At 64.6% G+C, this 24,588-nt stretch carries 28 protein-coding genes; 9 read left to right on the plus strand and 19 right to left on the minus strand.

Annotated elements, in window-relative coordinates; translation table 11 throughout:
• Positions 1–554: hypothetical protein (locus tag ACOI1H_RS10165; protein WP_422437151.1), on the plus strand; the 554-nt coding region annotated here is incomplete at its 5' end.
• Between the two features lie 768 nt (positions 555–1,322).
• Here the strand turns inward: ACOI1H_RS10165 and typA are convergent.
• From typA to ACOI1H_RS10210, 9 genes are all read right to left on the minus strand, one after another.
• Positions 1,323–3,140, minus strand: coding sequence for a translational GTPase TypA (gene typA, locus ACOI1H_RS10170; protein WP_422437153.1), 1,818 nt, complete (start codon positions 3,138–3,140; stop codon positions 1,323–1,325).
• Positions 3,141–3,203: 63 nt separating this feature from the next.
• Positions 3,204–3,539, minus strand: a complete 336-nt coding sequence (locus ACOI1H_RS10175) for a DMT family transporter (protein ID WP_422437154.1) — start codon at positions 3,537–3,539, stop codon at positions 3,204–3,206.
• A gap of 24 nt (positions 3,540–3,563) precedes the next feature.
• Positions 3,564–4,166: a YitT family protein gene (locus ACOI1H_RS10180; RefSeq protein WP_422437155.1), complete on the minus strand. Its 603-nt coding sequence runs from the start codon at positions 4,164–4,166 to the stop codon at positions 3,564–3,566.
• 108 nt (positions 4,167–4,274) lie between these two features.
• On the minus strand, positions 4,275–5,483 hold the full coding sequence (locus tag ACOI1H_RS10185) for an NADP-dependent isocitrate dehydrogenase (protein WP_422437157.1): 1,209 nt from the start codon (positions 5,481–5,483) through the stop codon (positions 4,275–4,277).
• 91 nt (positions 5,484–5,574) lie between these two features.
• Positions 5,575–6,576 carry a serine hydrolase domain-containing protein gene (locus ACOI1H_RS10190; protein ID WP_422437159.1) on the minus strand — a complete coding sequence of 334 codons (1,002 nt, stop codon included), beginning with the start codon at positions 6,574–6,576 and terminating at the stop codon, positions 5,575–5,577.
• A 57-nt stretch (positions 6,577–6,633) separates the two neighbouring features.
• A complete protein-coding gene (locus ACOI1H_RS10195) occupies positions 6,634–7,617 on the minus strand; it encodes a quinone oxidoreductase family protein (RefSeq protein ID WP_422437161.1) in 984 nt (327 codons plus the stop codon).
• A 70-nt stretch (positions 7,618–7,687) separates the two neighbouring features.
• Positions 7,688–8,293 carry a TorD/DmsD family molecular chaperone gene (locus tag ACOI1H_RS10200; protein WP_422437162.1) on the minus strand — a complete coding sequence of 202 codons (606 nt, stop codon included), beginning with the start codon at positions 8,291–8,293 and terminating at the stop codon, positions 7,688–7,690.
• Positions 8,290–8,889 (minus strand): DUF3306 domain-containing protein, encoded by a 600-nt coding sequence (locus tag ACOI1H_RS10205; protein WP_422437164.1) that lies wholly within the window; start codon positions 8,887–8,889, stop codon positions 8,290–8,292. The genes ACOI1H_RS10200 and ACOI1H_RS10205 overlap by 4 nt, the downstream gene beginning before the upstream one ends.
• Positions 8,879–9,022, minus strand: coding sequence for a hypothetical protein (locus ACOI1H_RS10210; RefSeq protein WP_422437166.1), 144 nt, complete (start codon positions 9,020–9,022; stop codon positions 8,879–8,881). The genes ACOI1H_RS10205 and ACOI1H_RS10210 overlap by 11 nt, the downstream gene beginning before the upstream one ends.
• A 221-nt stretch (positions 9,023–9,243) precedes the next feature.
• On the opposite strand from ACOI1H_RS10210, the gene ACOI1H_RS10215 reads away from it, so the two are divergent.
• From ACOI1H_RS10215 to ACOI1H_RS10235, 5 genes are read left to right on the plus strand one after another with little or no spacing between them, the layout of a single operon-like run.
• Positions 9,244–11,193 carry a 4Fe-4S binding protein gene (locus ACOI1H_RS10215; RefSeq protein ID WP_422437168.1) on the plus strand — a complete coding sequence of 650 codons (1,950 nt, stop codon included), beginning with the start codon at positions 9,244–9,246 and terminating at the stop codon, positions 11,191–11,193.
• A gap of 12 nt (positions 11,194–11,205) precedes the next feature.
• Positions 11,206–11,415 (plus strand): DUF6494 family protein, encoded by a 210-nt coding sequence (locus ACOI1H_RS10220; RefSeq protein WP_422437170.1) that lies wholly within the window; start codon positions 11,206–11,208, stop codon positions 11,413–11,415.
• Positions 11,412–12,476 carry an iron-sulfur cluster carrier protein ApbC gene (gene apbC, locus ACOI1H_RS10225; protein WP_422437172.1) on the plus strand — a complete coding sequence of 355 codons (1,065 nt, stop codon included), beginning with the start codon at positions 11,412–11,414 and terminating at the stop codon, positions 12,474–12,476. The genes ACOI1H_RS10220 and apbC overlap by 4 nt, the downstream gene beginning before the upstream one ends.
• Complete coding sequence (locus tag ACOI1H_RS10230) at positions 12,473–13,174, plus strand: DUF4444 domain-containing protein (protein ID WP_422437174.1); 702 nt, start codon at positions 12,473–12,475, stop codon at positions 13,172–13,174. The genes apbC and ACOI1H_RS10230 overlap by 4 nt, the downstream gene beginning before the upstream one ends.
• Positions 13,171–13,680 carry a DUF6505 family protein gene (locus ACOI1H_RS10235; RefSeq protein WP_422437175.1) on the plus strand — a complete coding sequence of 170 codons (510 nt, stop codon included), beginning with the start codon at positions 13,171–13,173 and terminating at the stop codon, positions 13,678–13,680. The genes ACOI1H_RS10230 and ACOI1H_RS10235 overlap by 4 nt, the downstream gene beginning before the upstream one ends.
• A 77-nt stretch (positions 13,681–13,757) precedes the next feature.
• Here ACOI1H_RS10235 and ACOI1H_RS10240 read toward each other — a convergent pair whose 3' ends face one another.
• From ACOI1H_RS10240 to ACOI1H_RS10255, 4 genes are read right to left on the minus strand one after another with little or no spacing between them, the layout of a single operon-like run.
• A complete protein-coding gene (locus ACOI1H_RS10240) occupies positions 13,758–14,558 on the minus strand; it encodes a substrate-binding domain-containing protein (RefSeq protein WP_422437177.1) in 801 nt (266 codons plus the stop codon).
• Positions 14,555–15,265: an ATP-binding cassette domain-containing protein gene (locus tag ACOI1H_RS10245; protein WP_422437179.1), complete on the minus strand. Its 711-nt coding sequence runs from the start codon at positions 15,263–15,265 to the stop codon at positions 14,555–14,557. The genes ACOI1H_RS10240 and ACOI1H_RS10245 overlap by 4 nt, the downstream gene beginning before the upstream one ends.
• Positions 15,262–15,966: an ABC transporter permease gene (locus tag ACOI1H_RS10250; RefSeq protein WP_422437181.1), complete on the minus strand. Its 705-nt coding sequence runs from the start codon at positions 15,964–15,966 to the stop codon at positions 15,262–15,264. Before ACOI1H_RS10250 ends, ACOI1H_RS10245 begins: the two co-directional genes overlap by 4 nt.
• 34 nt (positions 15,967–16,000) lie before the next feature.
• Positions 16,001–16,429: a cupin domain-containing protein gene (locus tag ACOI1H_RS10255; RefSeq protein ID WP_422437182.1), complete on the minus strand. Its 429-nt coding sequence runs from the start codon at positions 16,427–16,429 to the stop codon at positions 16,001–16,003.
• A 143-nt stretch (positions 16,430–16,572) separates the two neighbouring features.
• Here ACOI1H_RS10255 and ACOI1H_RS10260 point away from each other — a divergent pair, with 143 nt between their 5' ends.
• Together ACOI1H_RS10260 and ACOI1H_RS10265 are read left to right on the plus strand one after the other, a co-directional pair.
• A complete protein-coding gene (locus ACOI1H_RS10260) occupies positions 16,573–17,154 on the plus strand; it encodes a PRC-barrel domain-containing protein (protein WP_422437183.1) in 582 nt (193 codons plus the stop codon).
• Between the two features lie 133 nt (positions 17,155–17,287).
• The gene (locus tag ACOI1H_RS10265; RefSeq protein WP_422437184.1) at positions 17,288–17,995 is read left to right on the plus strand and encodes an NYN domain-containing protein; all 708 of its coding nucleotides are present in this window, start codon (positions 17,288–17,290) and stop codon (positions 17,993–17,995) included.
• Between the two features lie 86 nt (positions 17,996–18,081).
• Here ACOI1H_RS10265 and eno read toward each other — a convergent pair whose 3' ends face one another.
• The 3 genes from eno to ACOI1H_RS10280 form a co-directional block, all read right to left on the minus strand.
• A complete protein-coding gene (eno, locus tag ACOI1H_RS10270; RefSeq protein ID WP_422437186.1) occupies positions 18,082–19,359 on the minus strand; it encodes a phosphopyruvate hydratase in 1,278 nt (425 codons plus the stop codon).
• Positions 19,360–19,397: 38 nt separating this feature from the next.
• Complete coding sequence (locus tag ACOI1H_RS10275) at positions 19,398–20,288, minus strand: DMT family transporter (RefSeq protein WP_422437188.1); 891 nt, start codon at positions 20,286–20,288, stop codon at positions 19,398–19,400.
• A 90-nt stretch (positions 20,289–20,378) separates the two neighbouring features.
• The gene (locus ACOI1H_RS10280; RefSeq protein WP_422437190.1) at positions 20,379–20,792 is read right to left on the minus strand and encodes a Fur family transcriptional regulator; all 414 of its coding nucleotides are present in this window, start codon (positions 20,790–20,792) and stop codon (positions 20,379–20,381) included.
• 147 nt (positions 20,793–20,939) lie between these two features.
• Between ACOI1H_RS10280 and ACOI1H_RS10285 the strand changes: the two genes are divergently transcribed.
• Positions 20,940–21,674 carry a DUF533 domain-containing protein gene (locus tag ACOI1H_RS10285; RefSeq protein WP_422437191.1) on the plus strand — a complete coding sequence of 245 codons (735 nt, stop codon included), beginning with the start codon at positions 20,940–20,942 and terminating at the stop codon, positions 21,672–21,674.
• On the opposite strand, the gene ACOI1H_RS10290 is transcribed toward ACOI1H_RS10285, so the two are convergent.
• The 3 genes from ACOI1H_RS10290 to ACOI1H_RS10300 all read right to left on the minus strand — a co-directional run bounded on the left by ACOI1H_RS10290 (position 21,671) and on the right by ACOI1H_RS10300 (position 24,532).
• Positions 21,671–22,648: a CorA family divalent cation transporter gene (locus ACOI1H_RS10290; RefSeq protein ID WP_422437193.1), complete on the minus strand. Its 978-nt coding sequence runs from the start codon at positions 22,646–22,648 to the stop codon at positions 21,671–21,673. The genes ACOI1H_RS10285 and ACOI1H_RS10290 overlap by 4 nt on opposite strands.
• Positions 22,635–23,483, minus strand: coding sequence for a PhzF family phenazine biosynthesis protein (locus tag ACOI1H_RS10295; RefSeq protein ID WP_422437195.1), 849 nt, complete (start codon positions 23,481–23,483; stop codon positions 22,635–22,637). Before ACOI1H_RS10295 ends, ACOI1H_RS10290 begins: the two co-directional genes overlap by 14 nt.
• A gap of 179 nt (positions 23,484–23,662) precedes the next feature.
• Positions 23,663–24,532 carry a GNAT family N-acetyltransferase gene (locus ACOI1H_RS10300; protein ID WP_422437196.1) on the minus strand — a complete coding sequence of 290 codons (870 nt, stop codon included), beginning with the start codon at positions 24,530–24,532 and terminating at the stop codon, positions 23,663–23,665.
• Positions 24,533–24,588: the final 56 nt, after the last annotated feature.

Here is a 24,588-nt window from a genome sequence, read left to right on the forward strand (position 1 = left end):
GACTTGGGCGTTCGCACGTTGGGATTGCGAAGCGGCTGCACAAACAGTTCGGAAGCAGACAGTTGTCGGACCTGACCGGGCTGGACTTCATTCGCTGGGTCAACGGTCACGACATCGCCAACGCATCGAAGCGTGGCCTCATCGCGGTCATCAATGCGAGCATGGCCTATGCACGGGACCAGCTCACGATGCCCAACGTGCCTGACATCAAGATCAAGAAACCAAATGCAGAGGATACGCCGACCAGATTTTGCACGGCCGACCAGCGCGACGACATTCTGACGGCCATATCGCATGAGGCCAGGGACGAGCTGATTTTCCTTTTCTTTAGTGGGGCGCGTCCTGTCGAGATGAACCGACTTATGTGGAGCGATGTGCGGGTCGAGATGGGCGAAGTTTATGTGACGCTACAACTTCAAAGGCGGCAGCAAGATGAAGAAAGAGCGCAGGATGCAGTTGCCAGCAGATGCCCGCGACATGATCCTGCGACGCTACGGAGAGGCCAGTGTGCGCAAACCCAAGCCCTTCGGTCTGGAAGGCCCGGTGTTCTATGACAAGCACCACCCTGATGGTCCACGACCGTGGGATCGGGATCATCATAGACTGCGCGTCCACCTCTATGACGCCTGCGCCAAGCTCGGGCTTGGGAGGGGCAGGAAGGGCGGCTTCACTGTCTATGATGCCCGCCACACCTTCGCCTCTCTGTTGGTGCAGCAGGACGTGTCGCTGGAAAAGATCGCAAAGCTGATGGGGGCCACGCCACGACAGCAGAGACGGCGCGTTATGCCAAGTTCACTTCGGCGCAGCTCAACGCTACGGCCCTGCTTATGCCAAGTCGTCGCAAGCTGCGGGTGATCGAGGGCGGCTTGGCAGACGATGGCAGCGACACGGACGACTGACCCGCACCGCCATCCAGCCCCGCCACGATGAGAACAAAACGAAACCCGGATGCCGCAGGCTCCGGGTTTTTCCGTTCCATCCGTCCGTGTTCTTGGGCATGTCCCGCACCGCCGCCGCCCCCCCCCAGAGGGGGGCAAGGCAGCCGATCCAGCAATTAAATCGACGCCAATATGTGCGGCTCACGCTCATCCGGTCTGCACTTTGGGAGTTGTCTGGCCGCTGACAAAGAATTGACAAACAATCAGGACTACGCGAGGCGTCGAATTAGATGGTATAGCCAAAAAAATAAGGGACGAAAGCCAATGGGAACTGTCTGAATTGCATTAGCCATCACAGTCCCCCCGGGATATTTCTGACAAAAAGAAGCTGGGCAGTATGCATGACATGAAAAGGCCCGCCGATTTGGCGGGCCTTTTTGACGTTCAGGCAGACTTTGCGTTGCGCTTGCGTTCATGCGGGTCGAGGAAGCGCTTGCGCAGGCGGATGGCATTCGGCGTGACTTCGACCAGTTCGTCGTCGTCGATATAGGCGATGGCCTGTTCCAGCGTCAGCGTAACGGGCGTGGTCAGGCGCACGGCCTCGTCGGTGCCGGAGGCACGCACGTTCGTGAGCTGCTTGCCCTTGAGCGGGTTCACCTCCAGGTCATTCTCGCGCGTGTGTTCACCGATGATCATGCCGGTATAGACCGCTTCCTGCGCGCCGATGAAGAATTTGCCGCGGTCCTCCAGCTTCCACAGGGCATAGGAGACGGAGGTGCCGTTTTCCATCGAGATCAGGACGCCCTGCCTGCGACCCTGGATCGGGCCCTTGTAGGGGGTCCAGCCGTGGAACAGGCGGTTCAGCACGCCAGAGCCGCGCGTGTCGGTCAGGAATTCGCCGTGGTAGCCGATCAGGCCGCGCGACGGGACATGCGCGATGATGCGGGTCTTGCCGGCACCAGCGGGTTTCATTTCCAGCAGGTCACCCTTGCGGGGGCCGGTCAGCTTCTCGACCACGGCACCGGTGTATTCGTCATCCACGTCGATGGTGACTTCTTCAATCGGCTCCATCCGGACGCCGTCTTCGGTCTTGTAGATGACCTGCGGGCGCGAAATCGAGAGTTCGAACCCTTCGCGGCGCATGTTCTCGATCAGCACGCCCATCTGAAGCTCGCCGCGGCCCGACACCTCGAAGGCATCGCCGGTGGGGGTGTCGGCGACCTTGATCGCGACGTTCACTTCGCTTTCGCGCATCAGGCGTTCGCGGATCACCCGGGATTGGACCTTCTTGCCGTCACGGCCTGCCAAGGGCGAGTCGTTGATGCCGAAGGTCACGGTGATCGTGGGCGGGTCGATCGGCTGCGCGGGCAGGGCGGTGTCGACGCTGAGGTCGCAGATGGTGTCGGCGACGGTGGCCTTGGACATGCCGGCGAGGGTCACGATGTCGCCCGCCTCTGCCACGTCGATGGCCTGCTGTTGCAGACCGCGGAAGGCCAGGATCTTGGACACGCGGAACTGCTCGAACTTTTCGCCGTCGCGGTGAAGGGCCTTCACGGTCTCACCGGCGCGCAGGGTGCCTGCCTCGACCCGGCCAGTCAGGATGCGACCGATGAACGGATCGGCAGAGAGCGTGGTCGCCAGCATCTGGAACGGCTCTGCGCGGCGGGAGATCTGTGCAGGCATCGGCACGTGGCTGAGGACCATGTCGAACAGCGCATCGAGATTTTCGCGCGGGCCGTCCAGTTCCATGTCGCACCAGCCGGACCGGCCAGAGGCATACATGGCCGGGAAATCAAGCTGCTTGTCATCCGCGTCGAGAGCGGCAAACAGGTCGAAGACCTCGTCCAGCGCGCGGTCGGGTTCGGCGTCGTGCTTGTCGACCTTGTTCAGGACGACGATGGGCCGCAGGCCCAGTGCCAACGCCTTGGAGGTCACGAACTTCGTCTGGGGCATCGGGCCTTCGGCGGCGTCGACCAGCAGGACCACACCGTCGACCATCGACAGGATCCGCTCCACCTCGCCACCGAAATCGGCGTGGCCGGGGGTGTCGACGATGTTGATGCGGGTGCCCTTCCACTCGACGCTCGTGCATTTGGCAAGGATCGTGATGCCGCGTTCGCGTTCGATGTCGTTGCTGTCCATGGCGCGCTCAGTCGTCGCCTCGTTCGCGCGGTAGACGCCCGATTGCTTCAGAAGCTCGTCCACCAGCGTGGTCTTGCCGTGGTCAACGTGTGCGATGATCGCAATATTGCGAATGTCCATGAGGTCAGCCTTTGTCCGGAGTTGCCGCGCGCATACAGTGCAATCGCAGCAAAGGCTAGTCCCTTAGTGCGGCGTGGTGTCCGAGTAAAGCTGGATCACGACGATCCCCGCGATGATCAGCGCAAGCCCCACGATCGCCGGCAGATCGAGTCGTTGGCCGAAGACGATATAGCCGATACCCGCGATCAGTACGATGCCAAGACCCGACCAGATGGCATAGACGATGCCGACGGGCATCACCCGCAGCGCGTGCGCCATGAAGTAGAAGGACAGCCCGTAGAACACCACGCAGACGACCGAGGCCAGTGGCCGGGTGAACTGCTGGCTGGCTTGCAGCGCCGTGGTGCCGATGGTTTCGGTCACGATGGCGACGATCAGGGCGAGGTAATGGAACGGCATGGCAGTGACCTACCTCAGCGCCGTTCAGGTGGCAATATACCGGTCGCGGCGGTGGTTGAAGGTGATGATCAGGTTCAGCACGACGGCCCCCAGCAGCGACCACATGACGATGGTGGCCGGGAACAGCAGGAAGGCTGCGGCAAAGATCACCGCATCGACGGCAAGCTGGACGTAGCCTGCCTTGAACCGGGTCGTGTCCTGCACCAGCAGGGCCGCGACGCCCAGCCCGCCAAGGCTGCCGTTGTGGCGGAACAGGGCCAGCAGGCCTAGGCCGGTGACGGCACCGAATGTCACCGCCCCCAGTGCGGGGTTCAGCGTGGCAAAGGTCATGCCGCGCGGGATCAGGTCGGTCATCACGGACAGAGCCGTTACGGAGAGCAACGACTTGATGGTAAAAGCGCGCCCCAGTCTGCGCCACGCCAGCGCGTAGAAGGGCAGGTTGATGACGAAGAATACTGGGCCGAAGGACCAGCCGGTCAGATAGGCGGTGATGACGGCGATGCCCGCTGTCTGGCCCGTGATCAACCCGACCGACGTCAGAACGGTCAGTCCGAGCGCACAGAGGAACACGCCGAGGGTCATGCCCTGGATGTCTTCGAGAAGGGAGTGCTTGTTGGCTGGGGTCATGCCCTGCGATAGGACAGCACATCTGACCTGTCCAGAGACGAAAGGCCGCTCCCTGCGGAGCGGCCCCTTGGTTGGCGCGAATTTCGGACGTCTGCCCGAAAAACGGGCTTACATCGCCTTTTGCAGGTTCTGATCCACGGCGTCGAGGAAGCCCTCGGTGGTCAGCCACTTCTGGTCCGGGCCGACCAGCAGGGCGAGGTCCTTGGTCATCTGGCCAGATTCGACTGTGTCCACGACGACCTTTTCCAGCGTCTCGGCAAAGCGCATCAGTTCTGCGTTGTCGTCCAGCTTGGCGCGGTGCTTGATGCCGCCGGTCCAGGCAAAGATCGACGCGATGGAGTTCGTGGACGTCGCCTTGCCCGCCTGATGCTGGCGGTAATGGCGGGTGACGGTGCCGTGGGCGGCCTCGGCCTCCACGATCTTGCCATCGGGGGTCATCAGTTGAGAGGTCATCAGGCCAAGCGACCCAAAGCCCTGCGCCACGGTGTCCGACTGCACGTCGCCGTCGTAGTTCTTGCACGCCCAGACATAGCCGCCGGACCATTTCATCGAGGCCGCGACCATGTCGTCGATCAGGCGGTGTTCGTAGGTGATTCCGGCTTCCTTGAATTTCTCGGCAAATTCAGCGTCAAAGACCTCTTGGAAGATGTCCTTGAACCGGCCGTCATAGGCCTTCAGGATAGTGTTCTTGGTGGACAGATAGACCGGGTAGTTCCGCTTCAGCCCGTAGTTCAGCGAGGCGCGTGCGAAGTCGCGGATGCTGTCGTCAAGGTTGTACATCGCCATCGCCACACCGGCAGAGGGGGACTGGAACACCTCGTGTTCGATCGTCTCGCCGTCGTCACCGACGAACTTGATCGTCAGCTTGCCCTTGCCCGGAAAGCGGAAATCCGTGGCCTTGTACTGGTCGCCAAAGGCGTGGCGGCCGACGATGATGGGCTGGGTCCAGCCCGGCACCAGACGCGGCACGTTCTTGCAGATGATCGGTTCGCGGAAGATCACGCCGCCAAGGATGTTGCGGATCGTGCCGTTCGGGCTGCGCCACATCTTCTTGAGGCCGAATTCCTCGACCCGCGCCTCGTCCGGGGTGATCGTCGCACATTTCACGCCGACGCCGATTTCGGCGATCTTGTGGGCCGCGTCGATAGTGATCTGGTCGTCGGTGCGGTCACGCTCCTCCATGCTCAGATCGTAATACAGCAGGTCCACGTCCAGATAGGGCAGGATCAGCTTCTGCTTGATGAAATCCCAGATGATGCGTGTCATCTCGTCACCGTCGAGTTCGACGATGGGGTTTGCGACCTTGATCTTGGACATGGTGTCCCCTTTGGCACGTTGCGATTGCAGACGTCCTAGCGGATATTGCCGCGTTCGGGAAGGCGGTATACGTCGGTATACCGCGAAAACCTCAAGCCTTGCGGGCGACGGGCATGATGTCCCGCGCGATCAGGTCCATCAACGTGCCGAAGTAGCCTTCGCTGCGGGCGGGCAGGGTCGGGTCCGAGGTGATGACGACGGTGGTGGCGAGGTTTGGGACGACCGCGATGATCTGGCCGCCATAGCCACGGGCAAGGGCAAAGTCCTGCCCCTGCGCCTGACCCAGAAACCAGCCCAGCCCATAGGACAGGCCAGAATAGGGCGAGCGTGTGTTGGGCACGAAAGACGCGTCGATCCACGCCTTGCTCAGCACCTGCTGGCCGTCCCAGACACCGCCTTGCCGCACCATCTCGCCGAACCGCAACATCGCGTTGGGCGTTAGCGCCATTTCGTTCCCGCCAAGATAACGGCCCTGCGGGTCGCGGGTCCAGGGCGGGATGTCGATGCCAAGGGGGCGGCCCAGGCGCGCGCGGGCAAGGTCCAGCAGGCTCGCGTCGCCGGCCTGCGCCAGCACGGCCCCAAGGATGTGGATCGAGCCGGTGGAATACAGCATCCGACCGCCCGGTTCCGCTACAAAGGGGCGCGACAGGGCGTCCGCGACCCAGTTGCCGCTCGACACCCAGCCGCCATAGTTGCCGCCGGACGTGCGTTCCAACCCGGCGCGCATGGTGATCAGGTCGCGCACCGTCAGGGCGGCCACGCGAGGATCGGCATCGCCGGGGATCAGCGACGGAGCGGCGTCAGCCAGTGTGCTGTCCAACGTCAATTCTCCCCGATCGATCGCTGCCCCGGTCAGGGCGGCGACAAGGGTCTTCGACACCGATTTCACGTTCGCCAGTTGGTCCAGCCCCGGCCCGCGCGGTGCCATTGCGATGACGCGCGTGCCGTTCTGGGCGACGATCAGGCTATGCAGTTGGTCAAGACCGCGCGCGCGGTCGGCAATGGCGTCCCATCCGGCCGCTTGCGCGGGCAGGCGGGCGGCGGTCGCGGCAAGCGTGCCGGCAAGGAACAGGCGACGGGTCATGTGTCTCATGCCCCTGAATTGGGGCAGCACCGGCACCTTGCCACTCACCCCACGATCACGCCTGCGTCAGAGCGTCAGGATCGTCGACCCCGTTGTCTTGCGGGCTTCCAGATCGCGATGCGCATCCGCGACCCGGTCCAGCGGATAGCTTTGGCCGATGTTAATCGTCACCGCACCGCTGATGACCTTGTCGAACAGATGCGCGGCCATCGCCTGACAGGTCTCGTGATCCGCGATATGGGAAAACAGGGTCGGGCGCGTGATCTGCAACGATCCCTTCTTGCCCAGAATCGCCAGGTCGAACGGCGGCACGACGCCGGAGGCGTTCCCAAAGCTGATCATCATGCCGACAGGTCGCAGACAGTCGAGCGACCCTTCGAAGGTATCGCGGCCGACCGCGTCCATCACCACATCGACACCGCGCCCATCCGTCAGAGCGCGAACGCGGGAGGGAAAGTCGTCAGTCGCATAATTGATCATGTGCGTCGCCCCGTGATCCAGCGCAAGCTGGCACTTCGCGTCCGATCCCGCGGTGCCGATCAGGGTGATGCCTTCGGATTTCGCCCATTGGCAGGCGATCAGGCCCACGCCACCGGCGGCCGCGTGCATCAGGACCGTATCGCCCGCCTTCAGCGGCACCGTGCGGTGAAACAGGTATTCCACCGTCATGCCCTGCAGCATCATCGCGGCCCCTTCCTCGAAGCTGATGGCGTCGGGCAGGGGGCAGACCTGTGCTGCGGGCATGACGCGCGCTTCGCTATAGGCGCCCGGCGGATTCGACGCGTAGGCCGCGCGGTCTCCGGCCTTCAGGTGCGTCACACCCTCGCCCACCGCCTCGATCACGCCAGCGGCTTCCATGCCGATACCGTGGGGCATCTGCAAGGGATAGACCCCGGTGCGGTGATAGACGTCAATGTAGTTTAACCCACAGGCCATGTGGCGGATGCGGACTTCGCCCCGGCCGGGATCACCGACGGGGCGATCCTCCAGCGACATGACCTCTGGTCCGCCAGTATCGCGGATGATGACGGTGCGGGCTGTGTCGGTCATGGGTCGTTTCCTTTAAGTCTGATGGTCGAAGGGTGGCGGTCGCGTCGGTGTCCCTCGCGGTGATCCGCTCTCAGTCCGTCGCAAGCCGGAAGGCTTCGCGTTCGATTTGCATGAAGACGCGTCCCACGTCCCCCACGCCTGCGTAAAAGACAGCGGCTTTCGCCGCTGCGAGGTCGCTGAAGAAGTGTCCGGCCCAGGGGCCAATGTGCTTGGCGTGGAAATCCTTTTGTGCCGCAAGCGTCGCGGGCGCGCCGAAGCGTCCGACGATCAGTCCGCTCATCATCTCCATCAGGGAGGCAATGTTGTCTTCAGGCTCGAATACATTGTCCGGCCGCGCGATGCGCAGCGCCGCCATGTCGCCGCGCAGACGCGCCAGCGGCTTGTCGTTCAGGAAACCGGTCAGATAAAAGCTGGCGTAGGGCAGCAGTTCACCACGCCCCAGCCCGATGAACAGCGCGTTGTATTCGGTCGTCACCCCCTTGGGTGTCGCGACCCGCGCGACCTTCGCCAACTGGTCGATCGCGCGACCCAGTTCAGAAGTATCCCCCGACAGCCCCGCCGTCTGGTCCAGCAGCTTACCGTCCGGCGGACCGGACAGGATCAGGCCAAGGTAGTTGTACAGATCGGCGCGCAGGCGATCTTCGGCGTCGATGTCGCGCAGGCGATCGGCCGTCATGCGTGGTCTCCGAAGGCAAAGCGCATGCGGCGCGGGTGGCTGGCGGCGACATTCGCGTCATCGGCGTCGTCGGGCGCGGGGGCTGCCGTCTGAGCAACGGCCGCGTCAGCGACGGTGAGGTCTTCGGACAGCGCCAGCGTGTCGACGTCGTCGTCCGGCACATTTGCTAATGTGGCGTCGTCCTGCGCTGCTGCTGCGGACAGCTTTTCCACATGCGCCATCAGCCCCTTGCCCACCTGATAAGAGGTCTGGATCACCCCCTGGCCCGTCGAGCCGGTCAGATAATCCGCATCGTAATCGTTCAGTCCGTCAAGGCAGGCCAGCGTCGGATCGGACCGCCAGAGCTTGCGCAGCGCGCGGTTGCGCAGGTGCAGCGGCACGGCCTTTGCCATGAAAGCGGCAAAGTTGTCGCCCTTGCGCAATGTCTCGGGGTCGGGAAGCTCCAAGGCACCGAGGATCTCGGCGTCCGACATCTCGCCATAGTCCGGCTGTTCGTCGATCTTTGCGTCGTGCGGCAGCGCGGCGGCCTTTTCGGCCTCTCGTTCTGCCTCAAGTCCGGCGCGTCGGCGGGCGAAAAAGGACGGCTCACCGGTCATGTGCGGCCTCTCCCCGGATGTGCGCCCGACACACGTGGGCGGTCCGGTCGATACGCGAGGCGGCAATCCTCGCGACGATCACGCCGACCGAACCGACGGGCATGGACTGGCTGTCTGGGACGATGATCGGCAAGGCCCGCTCCCGCGTCTGGTTCAATGGTCTCGGCTACAGGTCCGCGATCATGTCGGAACATGACGGGGTCGCCAAGGCTTTATTCGGTTCGAAGGGAAACCTGGTGCTGGCGGCGCATGCGTCAATGCAGCAATTTCGTGCTGCGTTATCACGCAGGTTTGCGGTTTACCTTCGTGCCGTTTGGTGTTGAACAGGACGCCGCATGAGGTTGGAGGCATCGTATGTCCAGGACAGTTCTGATCTGCGATTGCCTTGGCAGTCAACGCGTGGATCGCGCGGCGCTCGAGTCGGCAACGGGGGCCACCTGCTCGCGCCTGCACACCGGCCTGTGCGACCACCAGATCGACGCCGCCACGGCCGCTATGACGGACGGTGACGTCGTTATCGCCTGCCAGCAAGAGGCACCACGGTTCACTGCACTGGCCGAGGAGATCGGGGCCCCGGTCCCGACCTTCGTCGATATCCGGGACCGCGCCGGTTGGACCGAAGCGAAGGACGCCACCCCGAAACAGGCTGCCCTGCTGGCCGAGGCGCTGCTGCCGCCGCCCGTGATCCGCACGCTTGACGTGACGTCCGAAGGCACCTGCCTGATCCTCGGTCGCGATCAGGTGGCCGTCGACGCCGCACGCGCGCTGTCGAATACGCTGGGTGTCACGCTGCTGATGCCTGCGGGCTGGGACGTGGACCTGCACCCGGGCTTCGACACCGTGACGGGATCGATGGTGCAGGCGACCGGGTCGCTGGGCCGGTTCGAAACCCGGATGGATGCGCTGCAACAGGTGATCCCCGGCGGGCGTGGCCCCGTGCGACTGACCCCACCGCAGGACGGGGCCCAGTCGGGCTGCGACTTGATCCTCGATCTGCGGGGGCAGGGGCCGCTGTTCGCCGCCGACGCCAAGCGTGACGGATACCTGCGCGCCGACCCCGCCAGTCAACCTGCCGTTGCCGCCGCCGTGCTGGCCGCCAGCCAGTTGATCGGCACCTTCGAAAAGCCGCTTTACGTCCGGCTCGAGCAATCGCTTTGCGCCCATTCGCGCGCCGAACAGGTGGCCTGTTCCAACTGCCTCGACCTTTGCCCGACGGGCGCGATCACGCCCGATGGCGATCATGTTTCGGTCGATCCGATGATCTGCGCAGGCTGCGGGGCCTGTTCCGCCGTTTGCCCGTCGGGCGCGATCAGCTTCGATGCGCCGTCAGTGGACAACACGTTCGCCCGCCTCAACACCCTCGCGCAGACCTACCGCAAGGCGGGTGGCACAGCACCCCGTCTGCTGGTCCACGATGCCGACCATGGGATCGAGATGATCCGCCTTGCCGCGCGCTTTGGCCGCGGTCTGCCCGCCGACGTCATTCCGCTGCAGGTCGCGGCGCTTGCCGCCTTCGGCCATGCCGAGGCGGTCGCGGCGCTGGGGGCCGGGTTCAGCGACGTGGCGATCTTGCTGTCGCCCACGACGGAGACCGCGGCGCCGTTGTGCGAAAGATCCCTTGCCAATGCCATCGCCGGACGCGAGGCGCTGACGCTTCTTGACCTGACTGACCCGGACGCACTGTCCGATCACCTTTATGCGGCCAAGCCCGGCCCGGTTGTCGCCACGCCCACCCTGCAGATCGGCACCCGCCGTCAGGTCACGCGCCTTGCCGCACGGACGCTGCAACCGCAGGCCACTGTCATCGATCTGCCAGCCGACGCGCCATACGGCGCTGTTCTGCTGGACAACGACGCCTGCACGCTGTGCCTGGCCTGCGTGTCGCTCTGCCCCTCCGGCGCGCTTGGCGACAATCCCGACCGTCCGCAACTGCGATTCCAGGAGGACGCCTGCCTGCAGTGCGGCCTCTGCGCCAACATCTGCCCCGAAGACGCGATCACACTCGAACCACGCCTGACCCTGACGCCAGAAGCCTTTCGCCAGATCGTGCTGCACGAGGAAGAGCCCTTTGCCTGCGTGGACTGCGGCACGTTGTTTGGCGTGAAATCCACCATCGACAACATCACGGCAAAATTGACCGGCCATGCGATGTTCGCCAATCCTGCCGCCCTGCGCATGATCCAGATGTGCGACAATTGCCGGGTCGCCGCGCAGTATCATGCCGACGACAACCCCTTCACCGGCGCAGAGCGCCCCAAGCCGCGCACCACGGACGACTACCTGTCCAAACGCCGCGATCACTGAGGAGAGACGACGATGTCCGACGACACCTTCAACATGTCCATGCGCAAATTCCTGAAACAGGTTGGCGTGACCAGTCAGCAGGCGATCGAGGAAGCCATGCGCGCAAAGGGTGACACCACCGGCCAGACGTTTCAGGCCAGGGTCGTGCTGACCGTGGACGGGCTGGACCTGGAACATGTCGTGACGGGCCGGATCGAAGGCCGGACCGAACAGCAGACATGACGGTCACCCGCGACGACGTGCAGGCCGTTCTGGCCGGTATCACCGATCCCGGAACGGGCGGGCCGCTGAATGCGTCCGGTGCGGTCAAGGCGCTGACGGTGGATGAGGGCGTGGTCCGTTTCGTGCTGGAAATCGCGCCCAGCCGCGCTGCCGCCTACGCGCCGGTGCAGGCCGAGGCAGAGGCGAAAATCGCTGCGCTTGACGGTGTGGCAAAGGTCACGGTGGTCCTGACCGCACACACCTCGCCCGCCGCACCGCCCGACCTGAAGCCGCAGCGCGCGACGCCGTCTGGCCCGCAGAAAATCCCCGGCATCGACCGGATCATCGCCGTAGCCTCTGGCAAGGGCGGCGTGGGCAAGTCGACCGTGGCATCGAACCTTGCCTGTGCGTTGGCCGCCGAAGGCCGCCGCGTCGGTCTGCTGGATGCGGATGTCTACGGACCCAGCCAGCCCCGGATGCTGGGTGTCTCGGGCAGACCCGCCAGCCCCGATGGCAAGACGATCCTGCCCCTGCGCAACTTCGGTGTGACGATGATGTCCATCGGCCTCATGACGAACGAGGATCAGGCCGTCGTCTGGCGCGGGCCCATGCTGATGGGCGCGCTGCAGCAGATGATGAATCAAGTGCAATGGGGCACGCTCGACGTGCTGATCGTGGACCTGCCGCCCGGCACCGGCGACGTGCAGATGACGCTGGCGCAGAAGGCGCAGGTCGACGGCGCGATCATCGTGTCCACGCCGCAGGACGTCGCGCTGCTCGACGCCCGCAAGGGGATCGACATGTTCCAGCAGCTACATGTCCCGATCATCGGCATGATCGAGAACATGAGCACGCATATCTGTTCTGCCTGCGGGCACGAGGAACACGTCTTCGGCCACGGTGGCGTCGCGCGCGAGGCCGAGAAGCTGGGCGTGCCGCTGCTGGCAGAAATCCCGCTGCACCTGTCGATCCGGCTGGCCTCCGACGGCGGTGCACCCATCGTCGTCTCCGACCCCGACTCTGCACAGGCGGCGGGTTTCCGGTCCGTGGCTCGGCAGCTGATTGCCGCACGGCTCGCATGACCGACGACCTGCCGCCGCTGTTCACCGGCTACGCCAGCGCGGGGGGCGACCCCTTTGCGCTGGCCTGTCAGGCGGCGCGGGACGGCACGGAGGCGGGTCTCGTCATCCACGACCTGAGCCCCGCACAGATGCGCGCCGCAATCGTCTTTGCGCCAGAGGTGCCGCTCGCGCAGGCCGCGATCATGCTGCCGCTGTGCGGTGTGGGGTTCCAGAACGCCCTTGGCGTGCTGGCCCCGCCGGCGGTGGCGTTGCATCTGGGATGGGGCGGCGCGATCTGCGTCAACGGCGGGCGCTGTGGGCACCTGACGATGGCGGCCAGCACGACCGATCCGGCGCAGGTGCCCGACTGGCTGGTCATCGGCCTGACGCTCGACCTGATCCCTGCGACCGAAGACGGAGGGACGGAGCCGGATCGCACGGCGCTTCATGCCGAAGGCTGCGGAGACGTTGCGGCCCCGGACCTGCTGGCGGGGTGGCTGCGGCACACGCTGTCCTGGCTCGACAGCTGGGACAATCAAGACGTGGCTGCCCTGCACCGCGAATGGTCGGGTCTGCTTCATGGCCTGAACGGTGACGTGACGGTGGCGGGGCGGACCGGCGCCTTTCTTGGCACAGACGAAGACCTGAACATGCTGCTGAAAACCGCAACCGGCACCGACCTGATTGCGCTGACCACCCTGCTGAAGGACGCCCCATGAACCTCGCCCGCGCAATCCACTTCGACGACAGCGACACGCGCGTCTTTCACAGTCCCGCCCGCACCGGCGAATGGTGCATCCCCGGCGGGTTCGAGTTCTCGAACTGGAGCGCGGGCGATCTTGTTGGCCGCGCGCGGCAGGCGTTCACGAACGGCTGGATGGGCGTGGAAACCTTCGGGCGCACCAGCTTCGTCGCAGTGACGCCGATCACGCCCGCTGAATTGGACACGCTGGCCGATGCGCTGGCCGACCATTTCGTCGCGATCTACGGCGCACCGGACCGCGCAACGGCCCGCCCCACGGCGCTGGAAGAATTGCATGCCATGACGGACCTTTGCGCCGAACACGATACGAATACGCTGCTCACGGTGACGCGCGAATTGACCGAAAGCGGCGTGCGCGAAAGCTTTCGCGCGATCCCGCCGCAGGACGCGGGGCTGGACCAATTCGCGATCCACGTCACCGATGACGATGCCGGTCACGATCACAACGGCCACGACCATTAGGGTCGCGGCCGCACCTTCTTCTGGTCAGCAATATCCCGGGGATCGGGGCAGAGCCCCGAAATCGGCAGTGCTATCGGTCACTCCGCCTGCGCGTTGAAGACGAAGAGCGGCTCACCGTCGATGGTGTATTCCTCGATCAGCGCCTTGGCGGTGTCTGAGACGAGCCAGTCCTCCAGCTTCATCGCAAGGTCGTTCCTTACGGACGGATGTAGCTCCGGGTTCACGGGCAGATAGGCATACTGGTTGAACAGGGCCGGATCGCCTGCGAACAGCAAGGCAAGGTCGCCGGTGTTGCCGAAGTTCAGCCAGCTGGCCCGGTCCGACAGGATATAGGCATTTAGCCCGGCCGCCGTGTTCAGCGCGGCCCCCATGCCGGCCCCGACGGCATTGTACCAGTCGCCGAAGGTCTGCGGATCAAGTCCTGCATCGGTCCAGAGCGTCAGTTCCGCCTTGTGCGTCCCGCTGTCGTCGCCGCGGCTGACGAAGGGTGCCTCGGCCGTCGCGATCGCTTGAAAGCTGGCCGCCGCCGTGTCTGCCTGTTCCACACCGGCAACATCATCGGCAGGTCCGATCACCACGAAATCGTTGTACATGATCTCGCGCCGGTGGGTGGCGTTGCCAGAGGCCACGAAATCTTCCTCGGCCGTGCGGGAATGGACAAGCACGGCATCGACGTCGCCATTCATGCCCAGTTCGATGGCCTGCCCGGTCCCGACGACCAGGAGTTGCAGGTCGATATCGAGGTCGTCCTTGATGGCGGGCAACAGCACTTCGGCCAGGCCAGAGCTGTCGAAGGACGTGGTCACGGCCATCTTCATCTCTTCGGCGGAAAGGGACGTGGCACATAGGGCGGCAGCGAGGGCGATACGGGCGATCATGTGACGATGTCTCCATTCAGAAAGGCTGCAAGGGCCGGGGTCCGTGGTGCGTCAAACATCTGTGCGCGCGGGCCAGCCTCTGCGATGCGTCCAGCCAACACGAAGAGGGCGTCGTCCGCAAGACGGCGCGCCTGGCCAATGTCGTGCGTCGCCATGACGACGCGGACGCCGGCATCGCGGGCCTCGCGCAGCAGCCCTTCGATGGCGAGCGTTGCCGCGCCATCAAGGCTGGCGCAGGGTTCATCGAGGAACAGCACCTCAGGCCCGCCAATCAACGCACGGCCCAAGGCGAGCTTCTGCCGCTCACCGCCCGACAGGCGCGGGGCCGGGGTGTCGAGCGCGTCCGCCAGCCCGATGCGCCCGGCCCAGTGGGCCACGGCGGCGTCCTGTTCCGCCCGGGCTGTCCCTTGCAGGACCAGCGGATAACGCAGGTTCGCGGCGACGGATCGGCGCAGCATGATCGGGCTTTGAAAGACGAAGGCCTGCCGCGCCTGGGCCGTGCGTTGCGGCACAGCCCACCGCGCGCTGCCGCCGGTCAGCCGCTCGACGCCGTGCATCACACGCAGCAAAGTCGTCTTGCCGGACCCGTTCGGGCCGACGATCACGGTGACTCCGCCGGCACCCAATGTCAGGTCCACCGGACCCAGCAGCCGCTTGCCGCGCCGCTGCACCGTGGCGGCGGTCAGGGTCAGGGGCAGGATGCTCACCAGCGCTCCTCCCGTTCGGTGCCCGACAGCGCATGGATCGCGAGGTTGACCGCGATGGCGATGCCGATCAGCACGAAACCGAGGCCGAGTGCCAGGCCGAAGTCGCCCCTGCCGGTTTCCAGCGCGATCGCCGTGGTCAGCACGCGCGTGGCGTGATCGATGTTGCCGCCGACGATCATGATTGCGCCGACCTCTCCGATCGCGCGGCCGAACCCGGCGAGGATCGCGGTCAGCAAGGTGCGGCGCCCGTCCCAGATCAGCGTCACGATCCGCTGCCGCTTTGTTGTGCTGAGCGAGATCAGCAGGTCGTGGTAATCGGCCCAAAGATCCCGCATCGCCTGATGGGTGACGGAGGCAATCAGAGGCGTGATGATCACGACCTGTGCGATGATCATCGCCGTTGGCGTGAACAGCAGGCCCAGCACGCCGAGCGGCCCGGCGCGCGACAGCAGCACGTAGACGATAAGGCCGACGACCACCGGGGGCAGCCCCATCAGCGCATTCAGCAGGGCGATGACCGTGCGGCGCCAGCGGAACCGCTGGACGGCCAGGACCGTGCCAAGCGGAATGGCGATGAGGCTGGCGAAGACCAGAGCTGTCAGCGTGACCTGTAACGACCGCAGGCTTATCTCGATCAGGTCCGGGTCCAGCGTCACGATCAGGCGCAGGGCCGCAACGATACCTTCGGTGATCGTGTTCATCGTGGGTAGGTCCGCCTTTCAAGCTGCGGACTTGCTAGGCAGGCCCGCGCGGAATGTCAAAGCCGGGTTCCGCCAGATGGAATCCGGCAAAGTCGAAACCCGGCGACACGGTGCAACTGACCAGCGTCCAGTCGCCGATGCTGCGGGCCGATTGCCAATGGAAAGGCGGCACGATCAACTGGGCGGACTGGCCATTCAGCACGTCAGGGCCAAGGATGTCGTCGGTCGCTGGGCCCGTGGCCTTGGCCGCGCGGGACAGCACCAGCGGACTGCCGGCGTGCCAGAACCAGATTTCCGTTGCATCCACGGTGTGCCAATGACTGACCTCACCCTCCTTCAGCAGGAACAGGATCGCCGTCCCGACAGGTCGGCCGGGGTTGTCGGCGATCCACGTCTGACGATACCAGCCGCCCTCGGGGTGTGGCGACAAGGACAGCGCTGCAATGATGGCATCGGCCTCCAATGTGGCTCCTCCAATTACATGAAAATCGGTTCAGTCCAGCTTTTGCTGATTCAGGTGAAATCCGGGAGGCTTTACCATACGTCAGTCGCTACCATTCCCGCTTCAGTCCGTTGTGTTTACAGAACAAGATTTAGGAGCAAGACATGAATATCCTCAAGACATCAACCGCCGCCGTCGCCCTGACCGTTGCCGGCTCGATGGCCTTTGCCGAAAGCCACGTCACTGCCGATCCTGCGATGGATACCGATGCGGTTCAGACCGAGCAGCCGATGGAAAATACTGTCGAATCCATGGGTGATACGGCTGAGAACGCAGGCGATGCAATGACCGAGACCGCCGAGTCCGCGGGTGACATGCAGAACTTCGATCTGACTACGTCCGAGAATCTGATCCGCACCCGTGACATCACCGGTGGTGAGATCTGGCGCATGGATGCGGCCGAAGACAACACCGCTTGGACCAGCAATGAAGCCTATGCCGGTACCGGTGAAGGCTGGGAGCGTATTGGTTCGATCGAGGACGTCGTGCTGTCCAAGACCGGCCAGATGGTCGGTATCGTGGGTGAAGTCGGTGGCTTTCTGGGTCTCGGCGACAAGATGGTCATGATGCCCATCAGCGATGTGCGTCTGACCGCGCTGGATGACGGCAGCTACGCCTATGTCACGCAGTTGACGCAGGAAGAGATTGAAGCGGCGCAGGACGTCGACGAAGGTTTCTGGGAATAACACCATCTTGGTGAACGACAGGAGAGGGGTGGCTTCGGTCACCCCTTTTTCGTTTCGCGTCCAGATTCGGTCCCGATCTTGCCGCAATGCGCGGACGGGGGCCTGAGAGAACGGCGATCCAGGACCCGGTGCCATGACCCAACGCATTGCCGTCCTCGTCGATGGCGACAATCTGAGTGCGGTGCACGCGGCCAAGATCATGGCCGAGGCACGCAAGCTGGGCCGCGTCGATCTGGCGCGCGTCTACTGCAATGCGTCCCTGACGACGCCGGGTTTTCGCATGATCCATGCTGGCTGCGGCAAGAACGCTGCTGACGTCCTGCTGTGCATCGACGCGATGGAGCTGGCGCTGTCGGGCGACTGGGGCGGATTCGTCATCGCAAGCTCTGACGGCGATTTCGTCCATCTGGCGCAGAGGCTGCGCGAACGAGGAATCGTGGTTTGCGGGATAGGCGAAGCGAAGGTGCCACAATTTTTCAAAGCCGGCTGCAGCAAATTCATTGTGGTGGGACCGTCATCGACGGCGACCAAGGTGGTAGATGTAGGTCAAGAACGCTCCAACACGCCGTCGTCGAAATCTGCGCCCCAAACCGTGTCAGCTTTCGACAATAAGATCCGCGGCGTCATCTCAACGCACAGTCGTGAAGGAAAAGGAATGCTGGTGAGTGACTTGGCCAATGCTATGAAAGTCAAGCATCAGACCCAGATCAGCTCGGTCTCCGGGAAGACCTGGCGCAGCTATTTTGAGAAGCGGCCACATCTTTACGACATCGATCCGCGGAGCACTGACGCAATGCTGCGATTCAAGATCAGCGGATTTGGGAAACTGCCAGGGTCTTGACGACAGCCACGCCATAGGTTGGCCCACCATGCCCGCTCTGCCGCCACCTCGCCGGGTGGCAGCAGGTGTGTCCCGAAAATTGAGCCTCACCCTTTCAGGATCGACCGTCCGGCATACTGCGCCGTTTCACCCAGCATTTCCTCGATCCGGATCAGCTGGTTGTATTTCGCCAGACGGTCAGAGCGCGACAGCGACCCGGTCTTGATCTGACCGCAGTTCGTGGCGACCGCAAGGTCAGCGATGGTGGCGTCCTCGGTCTCGCCCGACCGGTGCGACATCACATTACGAAAGCCTGCGCGGTGCGCCATTTCGACAGCCTGCAGCGTCTCGGTCAGGGTGCCGATCTGGTTGACCTTGACCAGCATGGCATTGGCCGATCCGCGCTTGATGCCTTCCGCCAGACGCTTGGGGTTGGTCACGAACAGGTCGTCGCCCACCAACTGCACCCGGTCGCCGATGCGGTCGGTCAGCGCCTTCCAGCCGTCCCAGTCGTCCTCGGACATGCCGTCCTCGATGCTGATGATCGGATAGTCGCTGGCAAGCTGGGCCAGGTAGTCGACGTTTTCCTCGGACGTCAGCGACTTGCCTTCGCCCTTCATCTCGTACTTGCCGCCCTTGTAGTATTCGGTCGCCGCACAATCGAGCGCGAGGTAGATATCCTCGCCGGGTCTGTAGCCGGCCTTCTCGATCGACTTCAGAATGAAATCAAGTGCTTCGCGGGTCGAGCTGAGACCGGGGGCAAAGCCGCCCTCGTCGCCGATGCCGGTGTTGTGGCCGGCCTGCGACAATTCCTTTTTCAGCGTGTGGAACACCTCGGACCCCATGCGGACGGCCTCGCGGATGTTGTCTGCGGCCACCGGCATGATCATGAATTCCTGGATGTCGATCGGGTTGTCGGCGTGTTCGCCGCCGTTGATGATGTTCATCATCGGCACGGGCAGCATCCGGGCGGATGTGCCGCCGATGTAGCGGAACAGCGGCTGGCTGGTGAAATCGGCGGCGGCCTTGGCCACGGCCATCGACACGCCAAGGATCGCGTTGGCCCCCAGACGGCCCTTGTTGTCGGTCCCGTCGAGCTCGATCATCGCCTCGTCGATGCCGACCTGATCCAGCGCGTCGCAGTCCAGAAGCGCCTCGAAGATCTCGCCATTCACCGATGCCACGGCCTCCAGCACGCCCTTGCCCATGTAGCGCGCCTTGTCGCCGTCGCGCCGTTCGACGGCCTCGTGCGCGCCGGTCGACGCACCCGAGGGGACGGCGGCGCGGCCCATCGTGCCGTCCTCGAGGGTCACATCGACCTCCACTGTAGGGTTGCCCCGGCTGTCGAGGATTTCGCGGGCGTGAATGTCGATGATGCTGCTCATGAGAGGTCTCCGAGAGGTGTGTGTTAGCGTTAACGGGCTTATATCGCGCCTGCTGCCGCAAGGGAAGTCCGGCGGCGTTGGCCTTCGCGGAACGCGGTGTAGACGCCGGAGCCGACGATGATCGCAGCCCCGATCAGGGTTGCCGCGTCGGGCCGTTCGCCGAAGACGAAGACGCCGATGACCAGCGCAAATACAAGACGGGAATACCGGAACGGCGCCACATGGGACATGTCGCCCAGCCGTGTCGCTGTGACCAGAGCGTAGTAGCCCAGCACGCCCGCAACGATGGAGCCAGCGATGCGGAACGTATCCAGCATGCCGGGTTGCACGGCACGTTCGCCCATCACCGCCATCATGACGATGCCGGTGGGCACAATGACACCGAAAGCATAGGTCGAAACGCGCATGGAACTGATCGTGGACGGGATGCGCCGCGTCGCCAGATCGCGGATACCTAGGAAGACGACGCCCTGCACGGCGAACAGCGACGCGGGGCGAAAGGACTCCATCCCGGGCCGGATGATCAGCAGGACGCCGCAGAACCCGACGAAGATCGCGACCCAGCGGCGCCAGCCCACTGCCTCGCGCAGGAACTGCGCGGCCCCCAGCGTGACGAACAGTGGTGTCGCTTGAAAGATCGCCGAGGCCGAGGAGATTGGCGTCAGCACGACCGCCGTGACGTAGCCCATGGTGCCGAAGATTTCGCCCAGATTGCGCAACAGGACCATTGGATGCAGGACGTCGCGTTGCCAAAGCCTGTCGCCCTGCGCCCGGGCCACGGCGGCAAAGACGATGAAGCCGCCAAGGCCCAGCATGGCGAGGATCTGTCCCGTCGGCAGGGCGCCTGCCATCTGCTTGATGAACATGTCCTCCAGCGCGAAGCCAAGCATCGCGAGAACCATCAGGATGCTGCCGCGCAGGTTGTCCAATTCCGTCGTCCCCTGTCCGTGTGCGGCCCGGTTAAGCCGATGCGTCCCGGTTGGAAAGCGGTCGTATCGCTAATCGTGACGAAGGTTGCGCTAGCGCGGTGCGATCCGTTCACCGAACAGGGACAACCGGTGACCGACCAGCCGGTAGCCCAGGCGTTTCGCGATCTTTTCCTGCAGCGCCTCGATCTCGGGGTCGACGAATTCGATGACCTGTCCGGTCGCCATGTCGATCAGGTGGTCGTGGTGCGCGGCGTCTGCGGATTCGTAGCGCGCGCGGCCATCGCCGAAGGTGTGCTTCTCAAGGATGCCTTCCTCCTCGAACAGTTTTACCGTGCGATAGACCGTGGCGAGAGAGATGCGCGGGTCGATCCGCGATGCACGGGCGAGCAGAGCCTCTGCGTCGGGATGATCGGTCGCTGCATCCAGCACGCGGGCGATCACGCGTCTGGGGGCAGTCATGCGCAGCCCTGCGGCGGCGGCGCGGCTTTGTATCGTGTCGGTCATCGGAACCTCGGGCTGTCGTGGTCCACCCGTGATAGCGGATACGGTGGCGTCCGGCCACCGGTCAGGCCGCATGCTTGCGAAATGCGAACGGTGTCCTATCTGCCAGTCAGGCAGCCCCTGGGGCATGAAACAGCGAAGGAACAAACCATGAGCCTGATGAGAACACTGGCCCGCGTTGCCGTCGGCATCGCCGTGGCGAAGGGGGCAGGAAGCCTGACCCGTAACGCCCGCGCCGGCAAGTCCGGCACGATGCTGGATGACATGCTCGGGCCGAACGCGAAGTCGGGCAGATCGGGCGGCGGTCTTGGTGGTCTTCTGGACGGCTTGCAGAACAAGCAGGCGTCGCAGCGCCGCACGCGGCCGGGCACCTCTGGCGGGTTGCAGGACATGCTGGGCGGTTTGGCCGGGGCCGGTGGCATCGGCGGTCTGCTGGGCGGTCTGTCGGGGGGCAAGGCCGGCGGCTTTGGCCAGACCCTGCAATCGCAGTTCGACACCTCGCCCGATGTTGCAGTGGAACCGACCGCCGACCAGGAAGGTCTGGCGGCCGTGATGCTGCTGGCGATGGTGCAGGCCGCGCAGGCCGACGGTCACATGGACGAAAGCGAACGGTCACGCATCATGGAACACCTTGACGAAGCGACCCCGGCCGAGCGGTCATTCGTCGAACGGGCGATGTCGCAGCGTATGTCCGTCACCGATCTGGCCGCACAGGTGCCCGAGGGGACGGAAGCGCAGGTCTATTCCATGGCCGTCATGGCCATCGACCTCGACCACCCCGCGGAGGTCGATTTCCTGCGCAGCTTTGCGGACGAGCTTGGCCTGCGCTCCGATGCGGTGAACGACATCCATGCCCAGATGGGCATCGTGCCGCTTTACAGCTAGAACCAGCGCAACCAGCGCATGATGGCGGCGGACAGCACACCGATCGCCGCCATCCCGACCGTCAGCCAGAAGAAGGCGTAGGGATGGTCGACTCCGGGCATCCCGCCGACGTTCACGCCGAACAGGCCGGTCAGGAACCCCAGCGGCAGAAAGATCGCCGCGACGATCGACAAGCGGTAGCCGTTCTTCTCCAACCGCGCGTTCTGCACGGCATCCAGATGATCGGCCATCGCGGTCAGGCGGTCATGCACCTCCGACAATTCCTCCAGCGCCCAGCGGCAGCGGCTTGCAGTATCGCGCAGCCGGTGGCGCAGGTCGTCCTTGATCAGATCGGTCCGGGATTGCGCCACCTGGGTCAGCGCCTCGGCTAGGGGGGCCACGTGCCGGCGGAACTTGATGATCTCGCGCCGCAGCGGGGCCAGGTCGTCAAGCGGTGCGCGGTCATGTTCGTAGACGTCGATCTCCATGTCGTCGGCAGTATCTTCGCGTGCGAAGGCGATATTCTCAAGCCGTTCCACAAGGCCCTCGGTGATGCGGGCCAGCATGTGGCCTGGGCTGCGGGGGGCGTCGCCTGTGACGACCTGCCCGCGCAGCTCCTCCAGCGCAAAGATGCGTTGGCGACGTACGGTGATGATCAGGTCATGCGCCATCCAGATCCGCAGCGAGACCATGTCGGCCGTTTCCTCGCCCGCGTTCATGTTGATGCCGCGCAGCGTGATCGACATCCCGTGGTCGTCCAGGTCCATGCGGGGCCGCGTCTTATCGGCCAGCAGCGTGCGTCGCGCCAGGCCGGGCAGGTTCCGGGTGGACCAACCCGCCAGCCCCACGTCGGACAGGTCGAAATGCAGCCAGCGATAGGCCGCGCCGGTCGCAGGTCGCACGGTCTCGTCCGACGCGGGCCTTGCCGTGCCGTCGGCCCAGATGTCGAAGGCGGACAAGGGTGTCAACGTGGAGTCCTCGTTATGCGTCGACATGCAATTGCCCTTCCATCACGCGCACGGCCTGACCCGTGATTGTGACACCCTCCGCATCGGCCCGTGCGAGGATCAGCGACGGGCGGCCCATGTCCACACCCTGACGGATCGTCAGATCCTGCGGCCGTCCGGTCACATCGCGCAGCAGGGCTGCCAGTGCCGCCGCGGCGCTGCCCGTGGCCGGGTCCTCGGGGATGCCATCGAGGGGGGCGAACATGCGGGCGTGGACACCATCGCCATCGACAAAGTAGGCAAGCGTTGCAAAGTCGAAGCTGCCGGGATGACGCGATGCCCCGTCGCGCATCGCGGCGACATCGGGCTGGCAGGCGGACAGGGCGGCGCGGTCCGTCAGCCGCGCGATGACGAACGACAGGCCCAGCCCCGCCTGTACCGGGGCATGGACCGACAGGTCGATCTGCGCCTCGGTCAGGCCAAGGACGCGCGCGACAAGGGACGGTTCCGGCGTCGCGTCGCGGGTCAGCGGCACGGACGTGGTAAAGCTGGCGCGCCCGTCGGTGACGGTGCAGGGGATCGGTCCGATCCCGAGTTCGAGGACCATCCGGGGCGGAAACCCGGCATCCACCAGTGCTATTGCCGTGCCGATGATCGGATGACCCGCAAAGGGGATCTCCATCGTCGGTGTAAAGATCCGGACCCGGGCCGTGTGGCGGAGGTCGTCGGGGGGATAGACAAATGTGACTTCGGAAAAGTTGAACTCGGCGGCGATGGCCTGCAACCGATGCTGCGGCAGCCCCTCCGCATCGGGAAAGATCGCCAGTTGGTTGCCGCCAAAGGGGCGGTCGGTGAAGACGTCGTAGACGAGATAGGGGCTCATGGGATCAACTTCGGTTCGGTATCATGGAGGCGGTGCTGGTCGCACGATCCTGCACGATGTCGCGACGGATGACGACCACCGAACGACGCACCGATGGGCAACGTCGTCACCGCGCAACATCATGAGCGGTGGATCACGTACAGACCAGCCGGGAATCGCGAGCCTACCGACGAACTGTCCTAGCCGCGCCACCCCGGCAGGCGGACCCAGGTGCCGCCCAGCTGCCGCGCCACGGCACCGCTGCCCAGCTTGAACCGCGCAAGGCCGGGGGCGTTTTCGGTATCGAGCGTGCCAAGGTCAAGCTCTGTCACCCCCAGCGCTGCGAACCGGCGGGAGGCGTGGATCAGCAGCGCATGATGCGCGCGCAGGCTGCGGCCCCGGGCGCCGGACCAGCCGATCTGGTAGGTGGCGGCGGCTCCGTGACGCAGAAAGACCATGCCGGCCACGGGCGTCGCCCCCTCGCTGGCGGTCAGGACCAGCGCGTCGCCGGGGTTGGACTGGCTGTAGGCCAGGCTGATCGCATGGGGCAGGGCGCGGAACCGTTTGTCGCGTTGCTGTGCGCTGTCGGCGTCCAGCAGCCACCGGTCACGGCTTGCACACAGCAGGCGTTGACGGATGCGCAGCCCCGCACCGGCACCCTGTCGGGCGGCGTTGCGCCATTTGCAAATGGCCTGCGCCAGTTGCGCCTCGGGGTTCGCGCAGACCGGCAGGATTGCCACCGTCGCGGCAGACATCACCTGCGCAAAGCCCGCGCGGCGCATGACCTGTGGATCGCAAGCCTCTGGGTTTACGACATGAAGCCGTGCAGCCCGCAGGCCAGCCACCCGGTCATCGGGCGTCGTGTCGGCCTGAAAGACCGGCCCGCGCGACGCAAAGCGCAGGCGTCCCAGCGGCCCGATCCGTCGCGTCAGGACTAGCACCTGACCACAGCCCTGCAATCCGTCGATGGCCGCCTCTCGCCCCAGTGCGGTCAAGGCACGGGCGAATCCCGCGGACTGCTGCAAAGGCAGCGGTCGGTCGGGCAGCGGCAGGGCAGGGCGCATCAACATGAACGCGGTTAAAGCATTCGAAACCTAAGGCGTGATTAATGCGGTCAAGCCATCCG

This window comes from Loktanella sp. DJP18 (assembly GCF_049310965.1).
In the GTDB taxonomy this organism is placed as follows: Bacteria; Pseudomonadota; Alphaproteobacteria; order Rhodobacterales; family Rhodobacteraceae; genus Loktanella.

What these genes read in the sequence shown, in the direction of transcription:
- typA (WP_422437153.1), bottom strand. Translation starts at nt 3,140, where the DNA reads ATGGACATTCGCAATATTGCGATCATCGCACACGTTGACCACGGCAAG.
- ACOI1H_RS10265 (WP_422437184.1), top strand. Translation starts at nt 17,288, where the DNA reads ATGACCCAACGCATTGCCGTCCTCGTCGATGGCGACAATCTGAGTGCG.
- ACOI1H_RS10180 (WP_422437155.1), bottom strand. Translation starts at nt 4,166, where the DNA reads ATGACCCCAGCCAACAAGCACTCCCTTCTCGAAGACATCCAGGGCATG.
- ACOI1H_RS10300 (WP_422437196.1), bottom strand. Translation starts at nt 24,532, where the DNA reads ATGTTGATGCGCCCTGCCCTGCCGCTGCCCGACCGACCGCTGCCTTTG.
- ACOI1H_RS10215 (WP_422437168.1), top strand. Translation starts at nt 9,244, where the DNA reads ATGTCCAGGACAGTTCTGATCTGCGATTGCCTTGGCAGTCAACGCGTG.
- ACOI1H_RS10235 (WP_422437175.1), top strand. Translation starts at nt 13,171, where the DNA reads ATGAACCTCGCCCGCGCAATCCACTTCGACGACAGCGACACGCGCGTC.
- ACOI1H_RS10295 (WP_422437195.1), bottom strand. Translation starts at nt 23,483, where the DNA reads ATGAGCCCCTATCTCGTCTACGACGTCTTCACCGACCGCCCCTTTGGC.
- ACOI1H_RS10205 (WP_422437164.1), bottom strand. Translation starts at nt 8,889, where the DNA reads ATGACCGGTGAGCCGTCCTTTTTCGCCCGCCGACGCGCCGGACTTGAG.
- ACOI1H_RS10290 (WP_422437193.1), bottom strand. Translation starts at nt 22,648, where the DNA reads ATGTCGACGCATAACGAGGACTCCACGTTGACACCCTTGTCCGCCTTC.
- ACOI1H_RS10240 (WP_422437177.1), bottom strand. Translation starts at nt 14,558, where the DNA reads ATGATCGCCCGTATCGCCCTCGCTGCCGCCCTATGTGCCACGTCCCTT.
- ACOI1H_RS10185 (WP_422437157.1), bottom strand. Translation starts at nt 5,483, where the DNA reads ATGTCCAAGATCAAGGTCGCAAACCCCATCGTCGAACTCGACGGTGAC.
- eno (WP_422437186.1), bottom strand. Translation starts at nt 19,359, where the DNA reads ATGAGCAGCATCATCGACATTCACGCCCGCGAAATCCTCGACAGCCGG.
- apbC (WP_422437172.1), top strand. Translation starts at nt 11,412, where the DNA reads ATGACGGTCACCCGCGACGACGTGCAGGCCGTTCTGGCCGGTATCACC.
- ACOI1H_RS10260 (WP_422437183.1), top strand. Translation starts at nt 16,573, where the DNA reads ATGAATATCCTCAAGACATCAACCGCCGCCGTCGCCCTGACCGTTGCC.
- ACOI1H_RS10195 (WP_422437161.1), bottom strand. Translation starts at nt 7,617, where the DNA reads ATGACCGACACAGCCCGCACCGTCATCATCCGCGATACTGGCGGACCA.
- ACOI1H_RS10200 (WP_422437162.1), bottom strand. Translation starts at nt 8,293, where the DNA reads ATGACGGCCGATCGCCTGCGCGACATCGACGCCGAAGATCGCCTGCGC.
- ACOI1H_RS10175 (WP_422437154.1), bottom strand. Translation starts at nt 3,539, where the DNA reads ATGCCGTTCCATTACCTCGCCCTGATCGTCGCCATCGTGACCGAAACC.
- ACOI1H_RS10250 (WP_422437181.1), bottom strand. Translation starts at nt 15,966, where the DNA reads ATGAACACGATCACCGAAGGTATCGTTGCGGCCCTGCGCCTGATCGTG.
- ACOI1H_RS10220 (WP_422437170.1), top strand. Translation starts at nt 11,206, where the DNA reads ATGTCCGACGACACCTTCAACATGTCCATGCGCAAATTCCTGAAACAG.
- ACOI1H_RS10285 (WP_422437191.1), top strand. Translation starts at nt 20,940, where the DNA reads ATGAGCCTGATGAGAACACTGGCCCGCGTTGCCGTCGGCATCGCCGTG.
- ACOI1H_RS10230 (WP_422437174.1), top strand. Translation starts at nt 12,473, where the DNA reads ATGACCGACGACCTGCCGCCGCTGTTCACCGGCTACGCCAGCGCGGGG.
- ACOI1H_RS10280 (WP_422437190.1), bottom strand. Translation starts at nt 20,792, where the DNA reads ATGACCGACACGATACAAAGCCGCGCCGCCGCCGCAGGGCTGCGCATG.
- ACOI1H_RS10190 (WP_422437159.1), bottom strand. Translation starts at nt 6,576, where the DNA reads ATGAGACACATGACCCGTCGCCTGTTCCTTGCCGGCACGCTTGCCGCG.